This is a genomic window from Ruegeria sp. HKCCA6707 (assembly GCF_013033515.1).
GTDB lineage: Bacteria > Pseudomonadota > Alphaproteobacteria > Rhodobacterales > Rhodobacteraceae > Ruegeria.
In genome coordinates, this window is the sequence record NZ_WQEG01000002.1 from 154,665 (window position 1) to 174,689 (window position 20,025).

At 59.0% G+C, this 20,025-nt stretch carries 19 protein-coding genes; 7 read left to right on the plus strand and 12 right to left on the minus strand.

Annotated elements, in window-relative coordinates; genetic code table 11:
• The 3 genes from GOW40_RS06655 to GOW40_RS06665 all read left to right on the plus strand — a co-directional run bounded on the left by GOW40_RS06655 (window position 1) and on the right by GOW40_RS06665 (window position 3,093).
• Window positions 1-1,239: an FAD-binding oxidoreductase gene (locus tag GOW40_RS06655; protein WP_171132853.1), complete on the plus strand. Its 1,239-nt coding sequence runs from the start codon at window positions 1-3 to the stop codon at window positions 1,237-1,239.
• A gap of 108 nt (window positions 1,240-1,347) precedes the next feature.
• On the plus strand, window positions 1,348-2,067 hold the full coding sequence (locus GOW40_RS06660; protein WP_171132854.1) for a hypothetical protein: 720 nt from the start codon (window positions 1,348-1,350) through the stop codon (window positions 2,065-2,067).
• 15 nt (window positions 2,068-2,082) lie between these two features.
• A complete protein-coding gene (locus tag GOW40_RS06665) occupies window positions 2,083-3,093 on the plus strand; it encodes a D-cysteine desulfhydrase family protein (protein ID WP_254444352.1) in 1,011 nt (336 codons plus the stop codon).
• Between the two features lie 74 nt (window positions 3,094-3,167).
• On the opposite strand, the gene GOW40_RS06670 is transcribed toward GOW40_RS06665, so the two are convergent.
• The 4 genes from GOW40_RS06670 to GOW40_RS06685 form a co-directional block, all read right to left on the minus strand.
• Window positions 3,168-3,527, minus strand: coding sequence for a RidA family protein (locus GOW40_RS06670; protein ID WP_171132856.1), 360 nt, complete (start codon window positions 3,525-3,527; stop codon window positions 3,168-3,170).
• A gap of 98 nt (window positions 3,528-3,625) precedes the next feature.
• Window positions 3,626-5,104, minus strand: a complete 1,479-nt coding sequence (locus GOW40_RS06675; protein ID WP_171230908.1) for a hypothetical protein — start codon at window positions 5,102-5,104, stop codon at window positions 3,626-3,628.
• A 4-nt stretch (window positions 5,105-5,108) separates the two neighbouring features.
• A complete protein-coding gene (locus tag GOW40_RS06680; protein ID WP_217352260.1) occupies window positions 5,109-6,422 on the minus strand; it encodes an amino acid permease in 1,314 nt (437 codons plus the stop codon).
• A gap of 399 nt (window positions 6,423-6,821) precedes the next feature.
• The gene (locus GOW40_RS06685) at window positions 6,822-7,832 is read right to left on the minus strand and encodes a carbon-nitrogen hydrolase family protein (protein ID WP_171132858.1); all 1,011 of its coding nucleotides are present in this window, start codon (window positions 7,830-7,832) and stop codon (window positions 6,822-6,824) included.
• A gap of 126 nt (window positions 7,833-7,958) precedes the next feature.
• Between GOW40_RS06685 and GOW40_RS06690 the strand changes: the two genes are divergently transcribed.
• Window positions 7,959-8,924, plus strand: a complete 966-nt coding sequence (locus GOW40_RS06690) for a helix-turn-helix domain-containing protein (protein WP_171132859.1) — start codon at window positions 7,959-7,961, stop codon at window positions 8,922-8,924.
• A gap of 12 nt (window positions 8,925-8,936) precedes the next feature.
• Here the strand turns inward: GOW40_RS06690 and GOW40_RS06695 are convergent, their stop codons facing one another.
• The 8 genes from GOW40_RS06695 to GOW40_RS06730 all read right to left on the minus strand — a co-directional run bounded on the left by GOW40_RS06695 (window position 8,937) and on the right by GOW40_RS06730 (window position 17,076).
• Entirely contained in the window at window positions 8,937-10,691 is a 1,755-nt protein-coding gene (locus GOW40_RS06695) for a phospholipase D-like domain-containing protein (RefSeq protein ID WP_171132860.1), read from the minus strand.
• 103 nt (window positions 10,692-10,794) lie between these two features.
• The gene (gene otnC / locus GOW40_RS06700) at window positions 10,795-11,439 is read right to left on the minus strand and encodes a 3-oxo-tetronate 4-phosphate decarboxylase (RefSeq protein ID WP_171132861.1); all 645 of its coding nucleotides are present in this window, start codon (window positions 11,437-11,439) and stop codon (window positions 10,795-10,797) included.
• Entirely contained in the window at window positions 11,436-12,665 is a 1,230-nt protein-coding gene (otnK, locus tag GOW40_RS06705) for a 3-oxo-tetronate kinase (protein ID WP_171136674.1), read from the minus strand. Before otnK ends, otnC begins: the two co-directional genes overlap by 4 nt.
• Window positions 12,662-13,459: an MBL fold metallo-hydrolase gene (locus GOW40_RS06710; protein WP_171132863.1), complete on the minus strand. Its 798-nt coding sequence runs from the start codon at window positions 13,457-13,459 to the stop codon at window positions 12,662-12,664. The genes otnK and GOW40_RS06710 overlap by 4 nt, the downstream gene beginning before the upstream one ends.
• Window positions 13,456-13,743: a putative quinol monooxygenase gene (locus tag GOW40_RS06715; protein WP_171132864.1), complete on the minus strand. Its 288-nt coding sequence runs from the start codon at window positions 13,741-13,743 to the stop codon at window positions 13,456-13,458. The genes GOW40_RS06710 and GOW40_RS06715 overlap by 4 nt, the downstream gene beginning before the upstream one ends.
• Window positions 13,743-15,254: a tripartite tricarboxylate transporter permease gene (locus GOW40_RS06720; RefSeq protein ID WP_171132865.1), complete on the minus strand. Its 1,512-nt coding sequence runs from the start codon at window positions 15,252-15,254 to the stop codon at window positions 13,743-13,745. The genes GOW40_RS06715 and GOW40_RS06720 overlap by 1 nt, the downstream gene beginning before the upstream one ends.
• A 2-nt stretch (window positions 15,255-15,256) precedes the next feature.
• Complete coding sequence (locus tag GOW40_RS06725; protein WP_217352262.1) at window positions 15,257-16,072, minus strand: hypothetical protein; 816 nt, start codon at window positions 16,070-16,072, stop codon at window positions 15,257-15,259.
• Window positions 16,069-17,076 (minus strand): tripartite tricarboxylate transporter substrate binding protein, encoded by a 1,008-nt coding sequence (locus GOW40_RS06730; RefSeq protein WP_171132866.1) that lies wholly within the window; start codon window positions 17,074-17,076, stop codon window positions 16,069-16,071. Before GOW40_RS06730 ends, GOW40_RS06725 begins: the two co-directional genes overlap by 4 nt.
• Window positions 17,077-17,209: 133 nt before the next feature.
• Between GOW40_RS06730 and GOW40_RS06735 the strand changes: the two genes are divergently transcribed.
• Genes GOW40_RS06735 through GOW40_RS06745 form a run of 3 tightly spaced genes read left to right on the plus strand, consistent with a single transcriptional unit; the run spans window position 17,210 to window position 20,003 of the window.
• Complete coding sequence (locus tag GOW40_RS06735) at window positions 17,210-18,301, plus strand: isocitrate/isopropylmalate dehydrogenase family protein (RefSeq protein ID WP_171132867.1); 1,092 nt, start codon at window positions 17,210-17,212, stop codon at window positions 18,299-18,301.
• The gene (locus GOW40_RS06740) at window positions 18,298-19,329 is read left to right on the plus strand and encodes a Gfo/Idh/MocA family protein (RefSeq protein WP_171132868.1); all 1,032 of its coding nucleotides are present in this window, start codon (window positions 18,298-18,300) and stop codon (window positions 19,327-19,329) included. The genes GOW40_RS06735 and GOW40_RS06740 overlap by 4 nt, the downstream gene beginning before the upstream one ends.
• Window positions 19,326-20,003: a GntR family transcriptional regulator gene (locus GOW40_RS06745; protein WP_254444354.1), complete on the plus strand. Its 678-nt coding sequence runs from the start codon at window positions 19,326-19,328 to the stop codon at window positions 20,001-20,003. Before GOW40_RS06740 ends, GOW40_RS06745 begins: the two co-directional genes overlap by 4 nt.
• Window positions 20,004-20,025 lie beyond the last annotated feature (22 nt).

The following is a 20,025-nucleotide window of genomic DNA, read 5'->3' on the forward strand; positions in this document are numbered from 1 at the left end:
ATGGCTGAACAGGTCACAATTATCGGCGCAGGGATCGTCGGCATTTGTTGCGCATTGTCCCTGCAAGACCGCGGAATTCCTGTCCGGCTTGTCGATCGGGGTGAGCCCGGACAGGAGACCTCTTTTGGCAACGCCGGTGTGGTATCGCCCTGGTCGATCATCCCGCAGGCAGTTCCAGGGATCTGGAAGCAACTTCCGCAACTTTTGCTGAATCCCAAAAGCGCGCTTTCGGTAAGGGCCGGGTTTTGGCCCAGAATGATCCCCTGGGGGCTGCGCTTTCTCAGCATCTCGGGCGAACAAAGCGTGCGAAAGATTTCGGACGGTATGGAGGTTTTGTGCCGCCCGTCGATTGACCTGTATCGGCGTCACTTACAGGGGACGGGGCATGAGGGGCTGATCGCAGACAGCTATTACCTGCATGCGTTCCGGCGTGCGGATCAGGCCAGTCTGGATGATTTCGGCTATCGCGTACGTCGCGAAAAAGGTGGCGATCTGGAACGGATCGAAGGGGCCGAGCTGCGCCGGATGGAACCGGCTCTGTCCGATGATTTCAAGGCGGCGATCGTGATCAAAGGCCAGGCTCGGGCCCTTTCACCCGGTCGTTTGGGGGCGGTTTTGGCCGACAAAGCCCGCGCGCAAGGGGCCGAGTTCCTGCGTGCCGAGGTCACCAAACTCGCACGATTAGAGCAGGGTGGTTGGCAGGTTGTCACCAAGGACAAGACGTTGAAGTCCCAGCAGGTGATATTGGCAGCGGGCGTTTGGTCGGCCGATCTTTTGAAACCTTTGGGCTTTTCCGTGCCGCTGGTGGCCGAACGTGGCTATCACGTCGAGTTTTCGAACCCCGAGGCCACCTTGAACAATTCGATCATGGATGTGGACGCAAAAGTGGTGGCCAGTTCCATGGAAGGTGGGTTGCGTGTGGCTGGGACAGCCGAATTTGGCAGCATCGATGCGCCACCCGATCCCAAAAAGCAGAAGATGCTGATCGATCAGGCGAAATCCATGGTGCCTGATCTAGATACCAGTCAGGTGCGGTTCTGGATGGGGCGTCGCCCGTCCTTTCCCGACAGTTTGCCTGCGATCGGTCCGATTGAAGGGATCAAAGGGCTGTTCACCGCCTTTGGGCATTCTCATTATGGGCTGATGATGGCGCCCAAAACAGCTGAGCTTGTGGCAGACCTTATGTCAGATCGTCACCCCAACACCGACATGGCGGCGTTCTCACCGATGCGGTTCTAGCTATCTTTGGGCCTGTGCCGCGGCGGGTGAGAAAGGGCATGGACCTGAGGTCAAGACTGCGTCTAGGGTCTGCTGCGCGATCCGCAGAGAAAACCGCAAGAGAGTAATGTGCCCGTCGATCTTACCCTTCTGATCCTTGCCATCTGTCTGGGCGCCGTGGTGCAGGTGGGAATAGGTATCGGGTTCAGCATCGTGGCCGGGCCGCCGATGATGATCCTGCTGGGCACATCGACCGCGGTGCCCGTTCTGCTGCTGCTCAACACCATAGTGTCGGCGGTGGCCACTGACCCACGCGTGGTGAAGGCCGAACGGCGCAGCATTCTGATCGCCATTCTGGGCTGTCTGATTGGGGTGGGGATCGGGTTGATGCTCTACCCGCTGCTGAGCGAGCCTTTTGTTCTGGCCCTCACGGGATGTTTGTTGTTGATCGGGCTGGCGACATCTTTGGTGCCCCTGCGCCGCGCGACCGGGCCTGTGGGGTTCATGGCGATGTCGGGCCTATCCGGGCTGGCCACGGTGTGGGCCGCGATGCCGGGGCCACTTATGGTGCTTGGGTTGATGGCAAAGGGCCGTGCGGGGCGCGCGGTTGCGCGCCTGGTGCAACCCATTGCGCTGGTTGCCTACGGGGTGGCGTTCTTGCTGCACGGGACGTCAACACTGCCTTTGGGTCCGCAGCTTTGGGCCTTTGTTGCCGCCACGGTGTTCGGCAGCTTGATGGGTCGCGTGGTGGGCCCTTATCTGCCGCAGCGCCTGGTGAGTGTGACCATACGGATCATTTCCGTGCTGGCCTGCGCTCTGCTCTTTCAACGCGCCTATGTGATGGCCTAATTTGGGGAAATGACGATGACAGAGACAGACCTTCTTGCGCAATTCCCAAGGGCGCGGCTGATGTCGGGGGTCACGCCGCTGGAGCGGCTGGACAGGCTATCGGCTGAGCTGGGGATTAATCTGTGGCTGAAACGCGACGATCTGAACGGGCTTGGTTTTGGCGGCAACAAAACCCGGCAACTGGAATTCTATTTTGGCGATGCGCAACAGAAAGGCGCGGATACCATCCTGATCACCGGCGCGGTGCAGTCGAACTATGTTCGTTCGGCTGCTGCTGCCGCCGCCCGTCTGGGTATGCAATCGGTGCTGCAGCTGGAAGAGCGGGTGCCGGATATGGGTGCGGAGTATTACAGTTCGGGCAACGTGTTGCTGGCCAAGCTCTTGGGCGCTGAACACATGAGTTATCCTGAAGGCGAAGATGAGGCGGGGGCTGATGCGGCCCTGCACGCGCGCGCGGATGCGCTGCGGGCCGAGGGGCGTACCCCTTACGTCATCCATCTGGGGCTGCACCACCCACCGCTGGGGGCCCTGGGATATGTGGTGGCCGGGCAAGAGATCTGCGCCCAGATGCCGGATTTTGATGTGGCTGTTGTGGCCTCGGGCAGCGGGGCCACCCATGGGGGTCTTTTGACTGGGATTGCGGTCTCGGGCGTCCCAGCCAAGGTGTTTGGCGTTTGTGTGCGTCGTGATGCGGAACAACAGGCCGCGCGGATGCGCACCGTGCTGGAAAAGCTGGCGGATCTGCTTGGGATTGATCCCGAACCGTTGCAAGCGCGGATCGAGATCTGGGATCGCGCGCTCGCGCCGGGTTATGGCAAGCTGAGCGACAAGACACAGGCGGCACTTGAACGCATGGCGCGGACCGAAGGGATATTCCTCGACCCGGTCTATACAGCCAAGACCTTTGCCGGGCTGCTGGATCTGGTGGAAACCGGGCAGATCCGTCCGGGGCAAAAAGTGGTGATGGTGCATACGGGCGGGTTGCCGGCCCTGTTCGGCTATCAAAGCGAGATGGCAGGTCTGTAGACCCTAAACCGCTGGCAAGTGCCCGGAGCCGCGCGGGATCCGGGCCCTGGTCGGGCACCTTAATGCCGCCCTTGTCAGTCGCAGGCGGCGGTAACGATCATCTCAACCTTCAGCACATCGCGTGCAAGTTTGGCTTCGCCACAGGCGCGGGCCGGGGCGTGGCCTTGCGGCACCCATTCATCCCAAACCTGGTTCATCTCGGCGAAATCGGCCATATCCGACAGCCAGATCACGCATTGCAGGATCCGCGTCTTGTCGCTGCCCGCCTGAGCCAGAAGATCCTCGACCTTGGCCAGAATATCACGGGTCTGATCCGCTGCGGTCTCGGCATCCGAGACCTGACCACACAGGTAGGCAACACCATTGTGTTTTACGATCTTGCTCATGCGCTGGCCGGTTTCAATACGGGTGATGGTCACGTTGGAAATCTCCATGAAAATTAGTCCCGATCACAAGGATCTCTGGCTTTGGCGATAGTGGGTATTGGGCCGGATCGCCAGCCCCCAAACGGATCAAGCCGACGAAAATTCTTCTAGGTGTTCAAGCTGGCTTGGGTCAGGATCAGACGGTCCCGACCCGTTGGGGTGACCACCGGCGAGAGGGTGCGAAGGTCAATGGTTTGACCCTGAAAAGTGCAGTAGGTCGCGTGATCTGTAATCCTAAGCTGTGCGGATGCTTTTTCCGTTTCATCAAGGGCCGCGCTGGCCAAGAGCAATGAGAACAGCAACAGCCCCTTGTCCACATCGTCGCCGGTCTGAAACAGCAATACCTCATCGGGCAGCGCAAGCCTGTCGCGGGCGCCCAGCACTGGCTCGCTACCCGCAATGGTATCAACCACTGCGCAGGCATCCGCCCAAGACGCGACCCGTGCCGCAGCGCCCCGAAGTTTGGTCCCGTGCAAAGCCGCGGCCAGATAGGCTCCGGGGTAGGGGACATCCAGATCGCGGATACAGTACAAGGCCTGATCGAATACCGACATCGGTTGAGCCTTGGCAAGATCGGAAATCACCTGACGCGCGTGATCGGCCCCCGATAATCGGTCCAGAGCCCGCAGGTCTGATGCATCGATGCTTGGCGTCTGAAATGTGATGCCTGAATCTACGGCCTGCTTAAGCAGGTCTAGGGTACAGCCAAAAAAGGCACGGCTTTCGTCCAGAAACCTATCAAGCGCGGGTTTGGGAATTGAGCTTTCACCGGTCGAGATCCGCAACGTGCCCAGCGGCGAGATAAGCCGATCCAGAAACGGAAGCCGTGCGGCAAAGGCAGCTTGCGGCCCCGTAGACCCAGGCGCGGCGCAGGTCTTGTCCCATGTGTGCTTGTCAAAAAATTCGGGCTTGCCATTGCACCAGAACCTTTCACCGTCCTTGCGCAGGAAGGTCGTGTAATGGGCGGGCGTGGCGAGCAAAAAGATGTCTGCGAAAGATATACCGTGCAGGATATTGGCCAATGTCGCTGTCAGTGTCGCCTCATCCGCGCAGATGGTCACACCCATGGGCTTGTGTTTCTTATGCCCCAAAAGACGGCGCATGGCACGCAGGCCGTCGATGGTCGAATAGTTGAAGATCGGGAAGTTTCCCTGCTCCAGCACCGGAAAGATATCCAGTGCAGGCGTCAGCAGCCCTTGTTCATCGCGGTGATGGAAATGCTGCCGGATCAAATCCAGCGCGTCGTCCACACCTGCGGCCCCCAGACGTTGGCGAATGTCGGATAATTCGGCCACGCCAACCTTTTGTGCGGTGTTCATGGGATAGTTATGGGTGAAATGCTGGTTCACATAGGCCAGCATCTCAAGCGTGATATGGGCTTGCCTCAGATGGTCTTCGTTGGGGTATTTTGCGTGGGCCCGGGCAAGCACTTTGTCCCTAAGCTGCCAGAGCGTCGGGCTCATAAGATTGGCCAGCATCAGAACCGTCAAAAGCTGTGGATCTATCGCAGCTTCGAACAGGGCGGGGTTGGCAGCACGGGACAGCGTTTCGATGCGCTCAGAGGACGTTCTGGCATTCACATTCATCCGCTTAGTCCTGCCGAGCCGCTTGACGGATCCGATTCAGCACAAAGATCGGAATTCCAGCAAGAAGCAGCAAAAAGCTCCACATCGCGGCTTCGGCCCCCGCGCCATAGATGGTCAGCAGCGAAAACACAAAGGCGATGCCAGCGACGGGCAGATAGGTCCACGGGTTGAGGAAACCGATACGGCGGCCCAGCGAGATCAGGATCAGGCCCTCGACGCAGCAGCAGAACAAATAGCTCACCATGTCTGTCACAATCGACAGGTCGATCAGATATTCATACAGCCCCAGCAAAGAGCTGGACGCAAAGGATTTGAACAGCAGGATCGCAACGGAAAGCGCCATTGAAATCACGATCCCCTTTGCCGGGACACCGTTCTTGTTCAGCTTAGAAAACCATGCGGGGAATAACCCGTGGCGCGCAGCCGCAAGCGGCACCTGCGCCATAAGCAATGTCCAGCCATTGAGCGCCGCCACGGATGACAACACGGCGGCGACGGCGATGACATATCCCGCCCAATCACCCCAAATCAGGCTGGCGGCATCCGAGAAAGGAGCCGTAGACTGCGCAAGCGCGTCCGCATCCATGACGCCCATCACCGTGAGCGTGCCGAACGTATAGACCAGTGCGGCCAAAAGCGTTCCAACGACGGTGGCAAAGGCGATTGTGCGGTTGGGGTCTTTGACATCGCCCGCGGGTACGGTGGCGGATTCCACACCGGTGAAAGCAAACATGATGAACGGCGCAGTGCCTGCAAGGGCCAATAGAAAGGAATGCGGCGTCGGGTTGATCGGAGTAAAATGCCCCCAGTCCACCCAGAACAGCCCCACAAATGAGACAGCCAGAAACGGGATCATCTTGATGCAGACGATGACAAGCTGGAACACTCCGACGGTTTCAGCGCCTCTGAGATTCAAAAGTCCAACCCCGATCATCATTGCCAAAGCTACGGTGGTGCCGCCACCCGGCAGATCGCTCAGGCCCGGCACGAAATACAGCAGATAATCCGTGGCTCCCAAGGCAATCGCCGGAAGCGCCACCCAAACCGCGATCCAATATCCCCAGGCAACAAGAAACCCGGCAAAATCCCCAAACCCCAGGCGGGTATAGGCATAGGGGCCACCGGTTTCCGGCGCGACCCGACTGAGGCGAGCAAACACCAGGCCCAGACACAAGGCGCCGATGGACATCACGATCCAGCCGATGATCGCGACCGCTCCAAACGGGGCCAGGGCGGCGGGTGCCAGGAAAAAGCCCGAACCGATGATATTGCCGACCACAAGTGCGGTGCAGGTCCAGGGCCCAAGCGTTCGGGTCACTTTCGGGGAAGATTGCGCGGGCTGTTCTTCAGTAGATTTTTCCAAGCCTTGAGACACGTAAACCTCTGATCAAACCATCCAGTCGCAATGGCGGTATGACATAGGCTCGTAACGTTGGATGCAAGGCCCGATTTGGTCAGCGCCCCGTCATTCGCCTCAATCCCTTCAAATGTTGCGTTTGGGGGGGTTAAACGACAAGCACATTCCGTTCAGGGCCAGTCCTTCCTCCGAGGGTCCGTCCATAATCTTTCCCATGCAACCTTCTTCGGTGCTCATACCGCCGCCGGTCGTCAATGTGTTAGTCTTTATGCGTTGGAATTGCGGGTGTTGGGTCTGTCATTTCGGATCCCCTTTTGATGCTTTGGGATGGCCCCGCCCCGGGGACCATCGCCGAGACGTCTATTCCGCGGCTTCGGGTTGGGTGTCGATCAGGTCGACCTCTTCCCAGCCGGGCGCATCGTCGAAGTGCAGGACGGCGCGCTGTTTCTTGCGGTTGATCAGCAGCCGCGTGCTGTCGCGTTTCGCATAGTGACCCGCAGGATCGGCCGCCGCCTTGGCATAGCCGATCATGTGCAGATCGATATCGGCATACATGATGCCCTCCTGGTCATGCGGGATCCGTTCGGCCAGCTCCGACCCGTCCGGGCCAAAGATCGCGGTATAGCCACCGCCCACCGGGAACAGCGCCTCTTTCTCGGGATTGCCCTCGCACAGCAGGTCCTGCATCTCTTTGGTTACCAGCGAACAGGGGGCCAGAACGAAACAGCCACCTTCGACCGCATAGATCATGGACGCCGCGTTGTTCACCTGATGCCCCAGCGCATAGGCCGTGCCCTCATACAGCGCCAGGTTCGGCCAGGCGGCCACATGGATCTGTTCGTTTTGGGCATACATGGCATATTTGCTCAGCGGTTGCAGGTGCTCCCAGCAGGCCAGCTGCCCGACGCGCCCGATCGAGGTGTCGACCACGCTCAGGTCCGAGCCGTCGCCTTCGCCATAGACCGTGCGTTCGACATGGGTGGGTTTCAGCTTGCGACGGCGGTTGATCACCTCACCGGTTTCGTCGAAATGCCATTGCGCGATATAGAGCGAGCCGCCATCACGTTCAGAGCAACCCATCGACAGCTGGATGTTGTTGTCGCGGCAGGCTTTGGACAGGCGCTTTTCCTGATCGCTGCCGGCAACAATCGAATTGTCAAAGTAACGGCCCACGAACTGCATCTGCCAGGCAACAGGGCCCAGCCAGATGTGATTGGGATAGCCCGGCAACCAGGTTTCGCTGAATGCAATCAGCTTGGCGCCGTTCTTCGCGGCCTCTTCGATCAGACCGATGGCTTTGTCGATGCCTGCGTCCAGATCAAGAAAGCAGGGGGCCGCCTGAACCGCAGCGACTTTGAATTGAGTAGACATGGTGCACCTCCGTTGGATGAACAAAGGCTGTCGGATCACGGGCGGTCGTGCTTTTGCGTCTGGGCGGAAAAACTTGCTTTTTCGGGCAAGATCGACATGCTTTGTCGATCCATTCAAGGGGACCACATGGATATTCAGACGCGTTACGACACAAACAACGTGCCGCTAAACCAGCGCCTCGCATACTGGCAAGACTCCGTTTGCAACAGCTATGTGCAGCTCGGGTGTGAGATCGAAAATCGTCACAACTTCCGAGGCTTGATCGAAGTTGCTCGGCACTCGGTTCTGTCGATTTCACGTGTGACGGGGTTGGCGCATCGGGTCGAACGCCGCAAACGCGATATCCGGTCTGCGACGGATGCCTATTTTCTTTTGAGCCTGCAAACAGCCGAATCGTCGACCGTGACGCAATTTGGAAAAACCGCACTTTTGCGCACCGGTGATATGGCGCTCTACAGCAGTACCGATCCATATTCGCTGCGCTTGACTGACGATTTCAGTCAGACGGTTGTCCAGCTTCCCAGCGCGAAACTGATCGAGCGCTTGCCCAATGCCGAACTGCTGACCGCGCGCCGGATCGACGGGCAAAGCGGTATTGGCAAGCTGGTGCGCGAGAATATTCTGGCTTTTTCTGAACATGTGAATACGCCCAACCCAACCGTGCAGGCGCTGTTGCAAGACACGCTGATTGATCTGATCGCGACGGGTCTGGCGGCTGAGGGGGCGGATCGGTTGGAACTGTCCTCGCCAGAACAGCATGTACTGTTGCGCGCCAAATCCTTTGTGCGCGCAAATCTGCATGACCCCAAGCTTGACCGCCACCGCGTTGCGGCCGAGATCGGTATGTCGGTGCGGCGCCTGAACGAGATCTTCTCGAAACATGATGAATCGATCAGCGCTTTCATCCGTCGGATGCGTCTTGAGGCCGTGGCTGCCGATTTCAAAGACCCGCGATTTGCGCAGCAATCGATCAGTGAGATCGCTTTCCGCCAGGGCTTTTCGAACATGCAGAACTTTTCGACAACGTTCCGCACTCATTTCGGCGCGAGCCCCCGAGACTATCGGAAAATGTCGAGCCAGCCCACGACTTGAAAAGTTGCTGACCTAAGGCGCAACCCCAAAAAGTTCGCGCCGTTTCGAGCGATAGAAATCTGACTGGAAATGACCGCGCACCCAATCACCTGTTTCGTCAAGAAACCGGATCCTGGGATCACTATGGCCATCTCGCGCTTTGCGGTTGGCAACCTGCCGGAAATAAAAATGGTTCAGCAGCCGGAAAAACTCGGTCAGGTATACATCTGAGACACGGGTATTGCCCCGTATCAAAAGCATGTTCTCATCATTCGACGACAAGGATCCGGGTGAGAAATTGGCCGATCCGGTAAAGACCATGGGTTCATCGGTCAGAACGTCGATACCCATGTATTTGGTATGCACAAAGAACACATGGCCCGAGCTGCGGAAATGATGCTCGCGCCACATCCATTGTTCCAGTTTGAAGCCGGGAACCTTGCGCCAGTGCCCAAGACTGCCGGTAAACCCAAGCCCCTGGCCAAAGACGATGCGCGTGTCGCGGTCGCGTTCGATCATCTCTTGCGCGCCCGCACCCCGGCTGCGCTGTTCCATCAGGATATACCGCAGATAGTCGCGGTCATTGTCGAAATATTTCGCCAGCCGCGTGGTGACGCCAAAGGCCGACGTCAGAATGACGGTCTGGCGGGCCTGTTCGATCTTGCGGCCATACCAATCCAGCTCGCTTGAGCCTTTGCGCGGCGAAAAAAGCGGGGTGATTGAATTTTCGGGCAACTCTTCTTGCGGCGGCGGTGTGCGGGCCTCGGTGAAGGCACGCATTTCTTCGCGCTGTGCATCACGCGCGAGCAGGTCAAAATAGTCCGAATAGGCTTGGGCCACGCCTTCATCGCGCACGACATGGCCGGTGTTGCTTTGCCCGCAAAAGCCGGATGCTGTGATATTGGTCGAGCCGGTCCAGACCTGCACCGGGTGGCCGTTTTCTTTCAACACCATGAATTTGTTATGGGTGATCGCAACAAAGTGGATGCGTTCCTTGAAATGCAGGTTCGCCTGCCCGGCAAAAGGTGCGATCGCTGCCCGGTTCATGACGCCGTATTTGGTTTCGGTCCGCCTGTTCTCGCTGCGTTTGAAGAAATCGGCCTCGAAAGTTACCTCGACCCGCGCCCCTCTTGCGGCCGCATCGGCAAGCGCTTGCAGGATCGGCGGATAGGTCAGTTCATAAAACCCGCAATGCAGGCTGAACCGGCTGTCTCGGGCCTGAGCGATGAAATTCAGCGCCCCTTCCAGCAGCCCGCGCGACAGCCATTGGGTGCGCTCGGAGTGCGGATCGTCCAGTTCGGCCTTCAGCGCGTCTTGGTCCAGCGTTTCGTCATTGGCAAACCTTTCGGCATAGGCCTGGCTGACAATTGCGCCGCGATTGAAAAAGATCGAATGTTCACCGATTTCCTCGGACTCGGTGCGCACGGTGATTTCAAGATCGGTTCCGCGCCGCAGCGTTGACAGATCACCGTTTACAGGCCGGAACAGGGGCCGGATCACGTAAGAGTAGGCGCGGTCGGGTTCGGCCCAATAGTGGCCCCAGCGAAAGTCCTGAACCGGGTGATCAGCCGTGTCAAACCGTTCTGCGCGGGCCGGATCGGGCACAACGGATTCGAAACATTTGAACCCTTTCAACCAGCGGATCCCGCCGGTTTCGGTGCGCAGGCCCACGCCAAACCCCAAGAAGCCGTCCAACACGTCTTCCTTTGCGTTCATATGCAGCATCACAACCCGTGTGCCGCTGATCGCATGAACTGAAAAGCCATCAGCCTTTGTGGAAACGCGCATAATGCCCTCCAACAGAATTTAGTTATCAAAATGGGCCGCAGCTGCGACCAGCTTTAGAATAGTAAAGGTCTTTGAACATTTTCTGACGCGCAGCCTAGCACGATCACTTGGGTGCGCCAAACCGGGTAATTAGCGCTGAAATTTGCGTCTTGGTCAGGTGTTTGGGCGACATCGCCTGTGTCAGAACTGCCAATTTCGCGGTCTCTTCCAGCTCTTCCATCGCGTTGGTGGCGGCCCAGAGGTCGGGGCCTGCGACAACCGGGCCGTGATTGGCCAGCAGGACAGCGGTATATTTGCCCTTTAGCGCGCGCACGGCTTCACCCATTTCGGGATCACCAGGCAGGAAGAAGGGTAAGAGCTTTACCTTGCCCAACCGCATGATCGCATAAGGGGTGAGCGGCGGCAGCGCATCATCGGGATCGACCTGAGGCAGCATAGACAGCGCCACCGAATAGGTGGAATGCAGATGCACCACGGCCCCGGTACCCACCCGCGTCTCATAAAAGGCCGTGTGCAGGGGGATTTCCTTGGTGGGCGCGTCGCCCGAGATCAGCTTCAGATCCTGGCTCAGATGGCTGATACGGGCGGGGTCAAGAAAGCCCAGAGAACTACCCGTGGGCGTCATCACTATCGTCCCGTCCGAAGCGCGGGCCGAGATATTACCGGATGCCCCTCCGGTCAGCCCGCGATCATAAAGCGATTTTGAGATCACGCAGATCTCTTCCCTCAGTTTGGCGATCTCGCTCATATCTGGCCTTCCAGAATGTCCAGAGCGTCTTTGAAAAACGTGGGCCCGCCGAAATTGCCGGATTTCAGTGCCAAAGCGATGGGATCTGACCCTTCGACACGCAAGGCCGGGACGCCCGCTGCAAGACGAGGCCCGATGGTAAAGGCGGAAACGCCCAGCCCCTGAACCACCGCGCCCGAGGTTTCTCCGCCAGCGACCAAGAAACGCCTGACGCCGCGACGGGCCAGTTCGGCTGCCAGTTCGGCAAAAAGCGTTTCCAGCGCATGGGCCGCTCGGTCCTGACCAAATCGTGCTTGGGCGTCCTTTACGATCTGCGGGTCGGCTGAGGAATAGACCAGGGGCGGGGTCGTTTGGGCGCAGACCCAATCGGCAATGGCATGGACGTTGGCCGTGCCGGAAATTGCGTCTTCGGCAGAGATTTCCATCGCTTCGGCGTGCGCCTGATAAAGCTTCACCTGTTCCCGGGTCGCCCGGCTGCATGAGCCGGACAGAACAACACCCGGGCCGGTGATCGGCACCCATTCTGCCGTTTTCGGCTGCGCGCCGAAATTGGCGGGCAAACCAAGCGCGATGCCCGACCCACCGCAAACCAACGGCGCGCCTTTGGCTGCGGCTCCGATCTGCACAAGGTCCGCATCGCGGATGGCGTCGACGATCACGTGTCCGTTGCCGGGCAGGGCGGCGCGGATCGCATCGGCGCCTGCCATGACGGTGGCTGCGGGCACATGTCCGATGGGGCGCGTGGATTGAGCCGCCAAAACCCGACGCAGGTCCGGGTCGGTCATCGGGGTCAGGGGATGATCCTCCATCCCGCATTCGTTCAGCAGCACATCCTGCACAAACAGATGCCCCTGATAGACCGAGCGGCCATTTTCCGGGAAGGCCGGGCAAACGATGGTGGCTTGGGCCTGGAGCCCGTCGGCCAAGGCATCCAGAACCGGGCCGATATTGCCCTTTGGCGTGCTGTCGAAAGTCGAGCAAACCTTGAAGACAATCTGCCGGGCCCCCTGTTGCAACAACCAGTCGCAGGCCGCAAGCGAGGCGCGCACGGCCTCGTCCACCGGTGCGGTGCGGGATTTCAGAGAGATCACCCCCGCCTCAAGCGCAGGATCAGCCGGGTCGCGGGGGGTGTCGATAAATTGCGCCACGCGCATCCCGGCCTCGGACAGCGTCAGGGCGATGTCGGACGCGCCGGTAAAGTCGTCGGCGATGACCCCGATTTTCATAGAATGATCTCTTTCTGAGGGCCGACATCCAACCGGTAGATATGGGGCGCGATATCCTGCGCAAAGAATTTGCGCACAAGGGGGTCATGCCCGGGGATGATCAACTCGCGGCGTGAGGCGAGGCGTTCAAGCGTGTCAAACCCGTCCAGCATGTCTTGCAGATCGACAACGATGGGAAAGGGCTGCTTGCGCCAGGCGTTTTCATAGAAATGCGCCGCGTCCGAGGCCAGCACCATCCACCCCGACTGCGTGCGTACCCGCACACATTGCAGGCCGCGACTGTGCCCTCCGATCTTGTGCAGGGTCACGCCATCCGCCACTTCGGCGTCGCCATCGTGAAAGATGACCTGCCCGGAATAAAGCCTTTGGATCACTTCACAGACATGATGGGCCGAAAACGGGTGACGCAGCGCCTCGTGACACATGCAGGGGCCAGTTGCGAAGGCCATCTCGGCCGTTTGCAGGTGCAGCTTGGCATTGGGAAAAAGGTGCAGCCCGCCCGCGTGGTCGTAATGCAGATGGGTGACAATGACCTGATCCACCGCCTCGGCCTGAATGCCAAGTGGGGCCAGAGCAGCTCTCGGATCCATCGCGATAGGGCGCGCGCGGGCCGAGGCCTCGTTTGAATCATAGCCGGTGTCGACCAGAATGACCTGATCGCCATTTTGAATAACCCACATGAAGTAATCCATCGCATGAGGGGCGTCGTGGTTGTCATCAAAGATAAAACTGTCGCCGCGCACGCGCGCGTTGCGGTCGGCATATTTCACCGCATGTATCTGCCAGTTCCTCACCGGATCACCTCATCAAACAGGGCCACTGTCTTCTCTTCAATCATATCGGCGACCTTGCTGTCGAAACTTTTGAAATGCACCGATGCAAGATGGGCATCAAAGGCGGCCCGGTCATCGTAGATTTCATACAGAAACACCTGATTTGGATCGTCGCCGCGACAGATGTCAAACTGGTGGCATCCCGGTTCCTGCTGTAGCGAAGTTTGGGCGTTTTCGACCATCAAGGGCAAAAACGTCTCAAGGTGATCTGGGGCCACGCGGAATGTGACGGTGACGGCATACATCAGGCGGGGGTCCTTTTCATACGTGCCAAAAGGCGTTTTCCAAGCGGCAACTGGCTGAGCACCAGCGCTAAGTTCAGCATCAGCAAAATGGCGGCGCCGGGGCGCGAGACAAAGACAGACAGATCTCCGTCCGACAGCAACAGCGACCGGCGCAGGGTTTCATCAAAAAGCCCACCCAGGATAACGCCAATGACCAGCGGTGCGATGGGATATTTCATCAGGTTCATGAAATAGGCCACAAATCCAACCGCCAGCATCAGGTAAAGGTCGTTGATCCCACCGCCGACCGAGAAGGATCCGATGGTGGTCAGCACCATCACAACCGGCAGGAACACGGTTTGCGGGATGCGTAGAATGCGGATGAAGATCTTTGCGGTAAAGAGCCCCATGATGAACATCGTAAAACTGGCCAGAACCATGATGGCGACCACCCGCAGGATGATCTCGGGGTCGATGGTGGGGCCGGGGATCACGTTGTTGATCTTGAACGCGCCCATTAAGGCCGCCGCAGGGGGTGATCCGGGGATGCCAAGCACCAACAGCGGGATCAGCGCGCCACCGATGCAGGCATTGTTGGCAGTCTCAGATGACAGCAACCCCTCCATGCTGCCCTTGCCGAACGTGTCGCCTTCTTTCGAGACGGTCTTGCCGACGCCGTAAGAGACCCAACCCGCCACGTCCTCGCCCACGCCGGGAAGGGCGCCGACGCCGGTTCCGATCACGCCCGAGCGGCCAATGGTCGGCAGGTATTTCCGCACCACGCCCAGTTTCGGCACCACCCGCCCCTTGAGCGCGACCATGGTGCCGGTGGCCGTGTGGCGCAGGCCCTCGATGATTTGCGGCACCGCAAAGGCACCCATCAGCACCGGCACCACCTGAAATCCGCTCAGCATATAGGACCAGCCGAAGGTATAGCGTGGCTCGGATAGGATCGGATCGAGTCCAACCATGGCCATGGCCAATCCGATCAGACCGGCGATCCAGCCTTTGATCACCAGATCCTCGCTCATCAATGTGCCGGACAGAAGGATGCCGAACAGCGCCAGCAGGGCCTTTTCAGGCGAGGCAATGTTTTTCGAGATCAGCAGCAGCACCCACACGAAGATAAGCAGGGCAAGCGTGCCGATAACCGTGCCAATGAAGCTAGCGGTTGTGGTCAGGCCAAGCGCCTCACCCCCGCGCCCGGCCTTGGCCAGCGGATAGCCATCCATCGCGGTGGCCGCGCTGGCCGCAGTGCCGGGAATATTGAGAAGGATTGAGGGGTAAGAGCCCCCATAAATCGCGCCGACATAAGCGCCCAAAAGTGCGATGAGGGAGTAATCCAGCGGGATCTTGTTGCCGAAGAAGCCCGTCAGGATGGTCACGGCCAGAGTGGCTGTCAGACCGGGCAGGGCGCCAAAGGCAATGCCAAGAAACACCGATGTAATCAGATAGGCATAGGTCAACGGGTCGACGACAAGCGCAACAAAAGCGCCGCCAAAGCCCGAAAGTTGGTTCAGGATGAACTCCATAGTCAAGTTCTCCAAAGCGGACGGAGAGTCACGTAGTAATGGTATTCGATCTGTTTGAAGATCAGCCCGCCGCGCGCAGGCACGTTCTGACGAAAGCCAAAGGCCATGGCGCAGACAAGGATGAAGGGGGCAAGAACAGCGATCAAAGGCACGACGCGCAACACAGGTGTTTGCTTGGCTTGCGACAGAACGATCAGTGTCAGCAGGGCCCAAAGCGCCAGCGTGACCCAATCATCGACATGGCTGTTCCATTCGGCTTGCGGGCCATAAGCCAAAAGCGCGAACGCACCCGCTGCGGTCACGAAAACGGTCGACAGGATCATGCGTTGCGGATGCCCGCCCTGATAGCCAAAGATCAGCGCCGTAATCAAAAGACCCGAACACAGGATGAAATCCACGCGCGGCACCAGCCCTGCGATATAGGCCAGCAGCATGAGGGCGATTGTGCCAAAGCGCAGGGCCTCGGACGGGTTCCAGCCAATACCGGCCCGCGTCAGCGCATGTGCAGCGCCGCCGCTGCGGATCGAGATGGCAAGCAAAACAAAAGACAGCACCAAAAGTCCGCTGAAAATGCCCAGCGGTACGATGGCCGCTGAATTATACCAATCCGCCCCGCTGACCCCTGCGCGGTTCGATCCGAACAAAGGTATGTCAGAGGTTTTCCACAGGAAGAACAGCGAAACCGCAATCAGCACGAGTGCAGTCCAGAAATCCCGCGCGCGCAGGATCAGAGTGTCTTCGGCGGCCATGACCTCGGCATGGTCAGAAGGGGCGCTTGCACGCCCCCTCTGATCCTTCGGTTCAACAGAACGCGTCACGGTTTGTTGATGCCCAACGAGGCCGGATCAACCGTGGCGGCACCCAGATCCTGCAATGTATAGGCAAAGGTGCTTTCCAGCTTGGAAAACAGCTCTTGTGCCTCGGGGCCAGACTGCCCGCCCACATCGTAGTTGTTGGCTGCCGCCCATTCTGCAACTGTGTCCGAAGCAATGGCCTGCTCGAACGCAGAACCAAGGGCAGCTTTTACGCTGTCATCGGCAGAGCTATGAACCGCAAAGCCAATCGCCTGTTTCAGCGGCAGGTATTTATCGAGCCCGTCATACATGTCAAAGGCTGACGGGATGGTCTGACCCGCGAAGTCCACGCTTTCCGGTGTCAGCATCGCCAGCGGCTTCAACTGACCGCCTTCGATCAGGGGTGCCTGTTCTGCCAGCGAAGTCACGACCAGGGCAACTTCACCTGCTATTGCCGCTTCCTGTCCGGGGGCGGATCCTTTGTAGGGAATGAACTTGAACTCGGCCCCTGATCCGTTCTGGATCGCCAGCAGGTTCAGATGGTGGATTGACCCGGCCCCGGATGCGGCTGCGGGGATGCTGCCCGGATCGGCTTTGGCCGCGTCGACCAATTCCTGCAGCGAGTTATAGGGGCTGTTGGCCGGGACCGAGATCAAGTCAGGCGAGCCGCCAACGATGAACGGATACCAGAAATCGAACTTCTGATCCCAGCCGCCTTGCACAGCAGCGGTTACGTTCGATTCGGACAAGCCCACCAGTGTATAGCCGTCATCGGGTTGGTTCTGCACATAGACCATGCCGTTGGATCCGGCGACGCCGCCTGTCTGGTTGATCACGTTGATCGACACGGGCAGGTGTTTCTCCATCTCGGCCATGATCATGCGGTTAATCGTGTCGGTACCACCCCCGGCACCCCAAACAACGGCGGTTGTGATATCGCGATACGGATAGTCCTGTGCCGAAACAGCCGTGCCAACCCCCACGGCCAGAGCGGCAGCGACCGCCAGTTTACCAAGTCTCGTTTTCATTTTGCTGTTCCTCCCAGCTGATGTGCTCTCGTTATTGCATTTATTTGCGTATGCATTAAAAGATGCGTTGTCAACTTTCGGATTAAAACTTCCGAGGGTATAAGCGGAGCTGACACAGAAAAGGCAGGCGGAAATGATTCAGACATTCGAGATCGCGGTTTTTGAAGGAGACGGGATTGGCCCTGAAATTACAGAGCCCTGCGTCGATATCCTTCGGCGTATGGCCGACGCATCGCCCGACTATGAGTTAAGCTTCACCGAGGCTGCCGCAGGGGCTGCGCATTACGCCAAGACCGGCGAATCCTTCCCCGAATCATCCATGGCGACCGCGCGCCGGGCAGATGCGATTTTGCTGTCGGCGATGGGATTGCCGGACGTTCGCTATCCGGACGGGACCGAAATTTCGCCCCAAATCGACCTGCGCAAAGCCTTGAACCTGTTTGCGGGCGTGCGCCCGGTCACGGTGAAAGCAGGACAGAAAACGCCGTTGAACCTGCCTGCCGGAACCGAGATTGATTTTGTCCTGATCCGCGAAAGCACCGAGGGGCTGTTCTTTACTCAGGGTTCGGGAGAGGTCAGTCAGGACGAGGCCCGCGAAACCCTGCGCATCACACGCGAAGTGTCCGAGAACCTGTTCCGCTTTGCCTTTGATCTTGCCAAGACCCGCAAAACCGCTGGCCGGGGTCCGGGTCGTGTGACCTGCGTTGACAAAGCCAACGTATTCCGTGCTTTTGCGTTCTTTCGTGAACTCTTTGACGCCGAGGCGAAAAACCACCCTGACCTGATCGCCGATCACGCCTATGTGGACGCGACCGCACTCTGGATGGTGCAAAAGCCGTGGAGCTTTGATGTGATGGTCACTGAAAACATGTTTGGTGACATCCTGTCGGATCTGGGTGCGGGCCTGATGGGGGGGCTTGGTCTGGCTCCTTCGGCGGATATCGGGCTGGAACACGCGGTGTTTCAACCCTGCCACGGATCGGCCCCTGATATAGCAGGGCAGGGCGTTGCAAACCCGTTTGCGATGATCCTGTCTGCGGCCATGATGCTGGAGTGGCTGGGACATAAACACGACAACAGTGCAATGGTAAAAGATGGCACCCGGCTGCGCGATGCGGTCGAGGATGTAGTGGCGCGTGGCGAAACCCTGACAGCGGATCTTGGCGGTGAGGCCGGCACGGATCAGGCTGCTGCTGCGGTGCTCGACGCGCTCTTTGTCACATGAGCCCGAGCGCTCGGCTGCGCGTGGCCGGTGTGGGGGCGGGCTATTTCAGTCAGTTCCACTATGGCAGTTGGCGCCGCATCCCCGAGGTCGAGCTTGTGGCCTGCTGCGACCAGGATCTGAGCAAGGCGCAGGCATGGGGCGTGCCCGCGTTTGACAGATTGCCCGACATGCTGGCTACCGTGCAGCCCGATCTGCTGGACATCATTTTGCCGCCCGAAGGTCATCGCGTGGCGCTGGCTCAGGCTCTTGAGGCCGGGGTGCGCGCAATCATCTGCCAAAAGCCCTTTGGCGTTAATCTGGATGAGGCCCGCGCGATGGCGCAGGACGCCGCCGAGGCCGGGGCGACTCTGGTCATTCATGAAAATTTTCGCTTCCAACCCTGGTATCGTGCGATCAAGGCGGCGCTGGATGCCGGGCGGGTCGGCACGTTGCAACAGGCTACGTTTCGGATGCGTCCAGGCGACGGGCAGGGGCCCAATGCCTATCTGGACCGTCAGCCCTATTTCCAGCAGATGGAGCGGTTTCTGGTGCATGAAACCGCTGTGCATTGGGTCGACACCTTCCGTTTTCTGATGGGCGACCCGACTGCGGTTTATGCCGACCTGCAGCGCCTGAACCCGGTGATCGCAGGTGAAGACGCAGCTGTGATCCTGTTCGATCATCCCCGGCAGGTGCGCGCGCTGTTTGACGGTAACCGTCATCTCGACCACGCCTCGGACAACCTACGGCGCACGATGGGCGAGGCCCTGTTCGAAGGCACCGAAGGGTCGATTTCGCTGCGCGGTGACGGGACGGTCTGGCTGCGTGCGTTTGGATCTTTGGATGCCGTGGAAATTCTGGGATCAAATTCCTGGGAGGGATTTGGCGGGGATTGTGTCCATGCCTTGCAAAACCACGTTGTTTCTGGACTATTGCACCAGACACCAATTGAAAACCAAGCGCTGGATTATTTGACCGTGATCGCGATTGAACAGGCGATTTACACGTCGGCGGCAACTGGTCGAAAATGCAAAGTGGAGACACCTTGAAGGCCACTCAGAATTCTTCCCCGTCCAATGCGCAGCGCGCCGTGCATGCTTTGCGAAACATGATCTTTTCAGGCGAGCTTTCGGCAGGGTCGGATCATCTGGAAAGCGAATTGGCGGAACGGTTGGGCATGTCGCGCACACCTATACGCGAAGCGGCATTGACGCTGGAAAGTCAGGGCCTGTTGGAATTGCGACCGCGCAAGGGCGTGCGCATTCTGCCCGTCTCGGCCGACGACATGCGCGAGATTTACGATGTTCTGACCGAGCTTGAAAGCCTGGCGGCCGAACGCGCGGCGCAGATGGGATATGGTCAGAAAGACCTGCGCGATCTGGGTCAGGCCATCGTCGATATGGACGAGGCCATCGCCAAACAAGACCTTGAAGCCTGGGCCGCTGCAGATGAACGGTTTCACCGTGAGCTGGTGCGGCTGGGGGGCAACAGCCGGGTCAAAGCCATTGTCGCGATGATGAGCGATCAGGTGCGCCGGGCCAGAACCACCACCTTGTTCATCCGGCCTCTGCCGACGAAATCGAACGAGGATCACCGGGCGGTGTTTCAGGCCATTCGCGACGGAGATGCCGATCTGGCGCGGCAGCGCCACCACAAACACCGCCAGCAAGCGCGCGATATCCTTGTGGGCTTGCTGGAAAAGCACAAGCTTTCGGGTCTTTGACCCTACCAACCGGCGCTGTCGG

Coding starts and splice junctions, on each gene's coding strand:
- GOW40_RS06655 (WP_171132853.1), top strand. CDS start 1: ATGGCTGAACAGGTCACAATTATCGGCGCAGGGATCGTCGGCATTTGT.
- GOW40_RS06665 (WP_254444352.1), top strand. CDS start 2,083: ATGACAGAGACAGACCTTCTTGCGCAATTCCCAAGGGCGCGGCTGATG.
- GOW40_RS06670 (WP_171132856.1), bottom strand. CDS start 3,527: ATGGAGATTTCCAACGTGACCATCACCCGTATTGAAACCGGCCAGCGC.
- GOW40_RS06675 (WP_171230908.1), bottom strand. CDS start 5,104: ATGAATGTGAATGCCAGAACGTCCTCTGAGCGCATCGAAACGCTGTCC.
- GOW40_RS06685 (WP_171132858.1), bottom strand. CDS start 7,832: ATGTCTACTCAATTCAAAGTCGCTGCGGTTCAGGCGGCCCCCTGCTTT.
- GOW40_RS06690 (WP_171132859.1), top strand. CDS start 7,959: ATGGATATTCAGACGCGTTACGACACAAACAACGTGCCGCTAAACCAG.
- GOW40_RS06695 (WP_171132860.1), bottom strand. CDS start 10,691: ATGCGCGTTTCCACAAAGGCTGATGGCTTTTCAGTTCATGCGATCAGC.
- otnC (WP_171132861.1), bottom strand. CDS start 11,439: ATGAGCGAGATCGCCAAACTGAGGGAAGAGATCTGCGTGATCTCAAAA.
- otnK (WP_171136674.1), bottom strand. CDS start 12,665: ATGAAAATCGGGGTCATCGCCGACGACTTTACCGGCGCGTCCGACATC.
- GOW40_RS06715 (WP_171132864.1), bottom strand. CDS start 13,743: ATGTATGCCGTCACCGTCACATTCCGCGTGGCCCCAGATCACCTTGAG.
- GOW40_RS06720 (WP_171132865.1), bottom strand. CDS start 15,254: ATGGAGTTCATCCTGAACCAACTTTCGGGCTTTGGCGGCGCTTTTGTT.
- GOW40_RS06730 (WP_171132866.1), bottom strand. CDS start 17,076: ATGAAAACGAGACTTGGTAAACTGGCGGTCGCTGCCGCTCTGGCCGTG.
- GOW40_RS06735 (WP_171132867.1), top strand. CDS start 17,210: ATGATTCAGACATTCGAGATCGCGGTTTTTGAAGGAGACGGGATTGGC.
- GOW40_RS06740 (WP_171132868.1), top strand. CDS start 18,298: ATGAGCCCGAGCGCTCGGCTGCGCGTGGCCGGTGTGGGGGCGGGCTAT.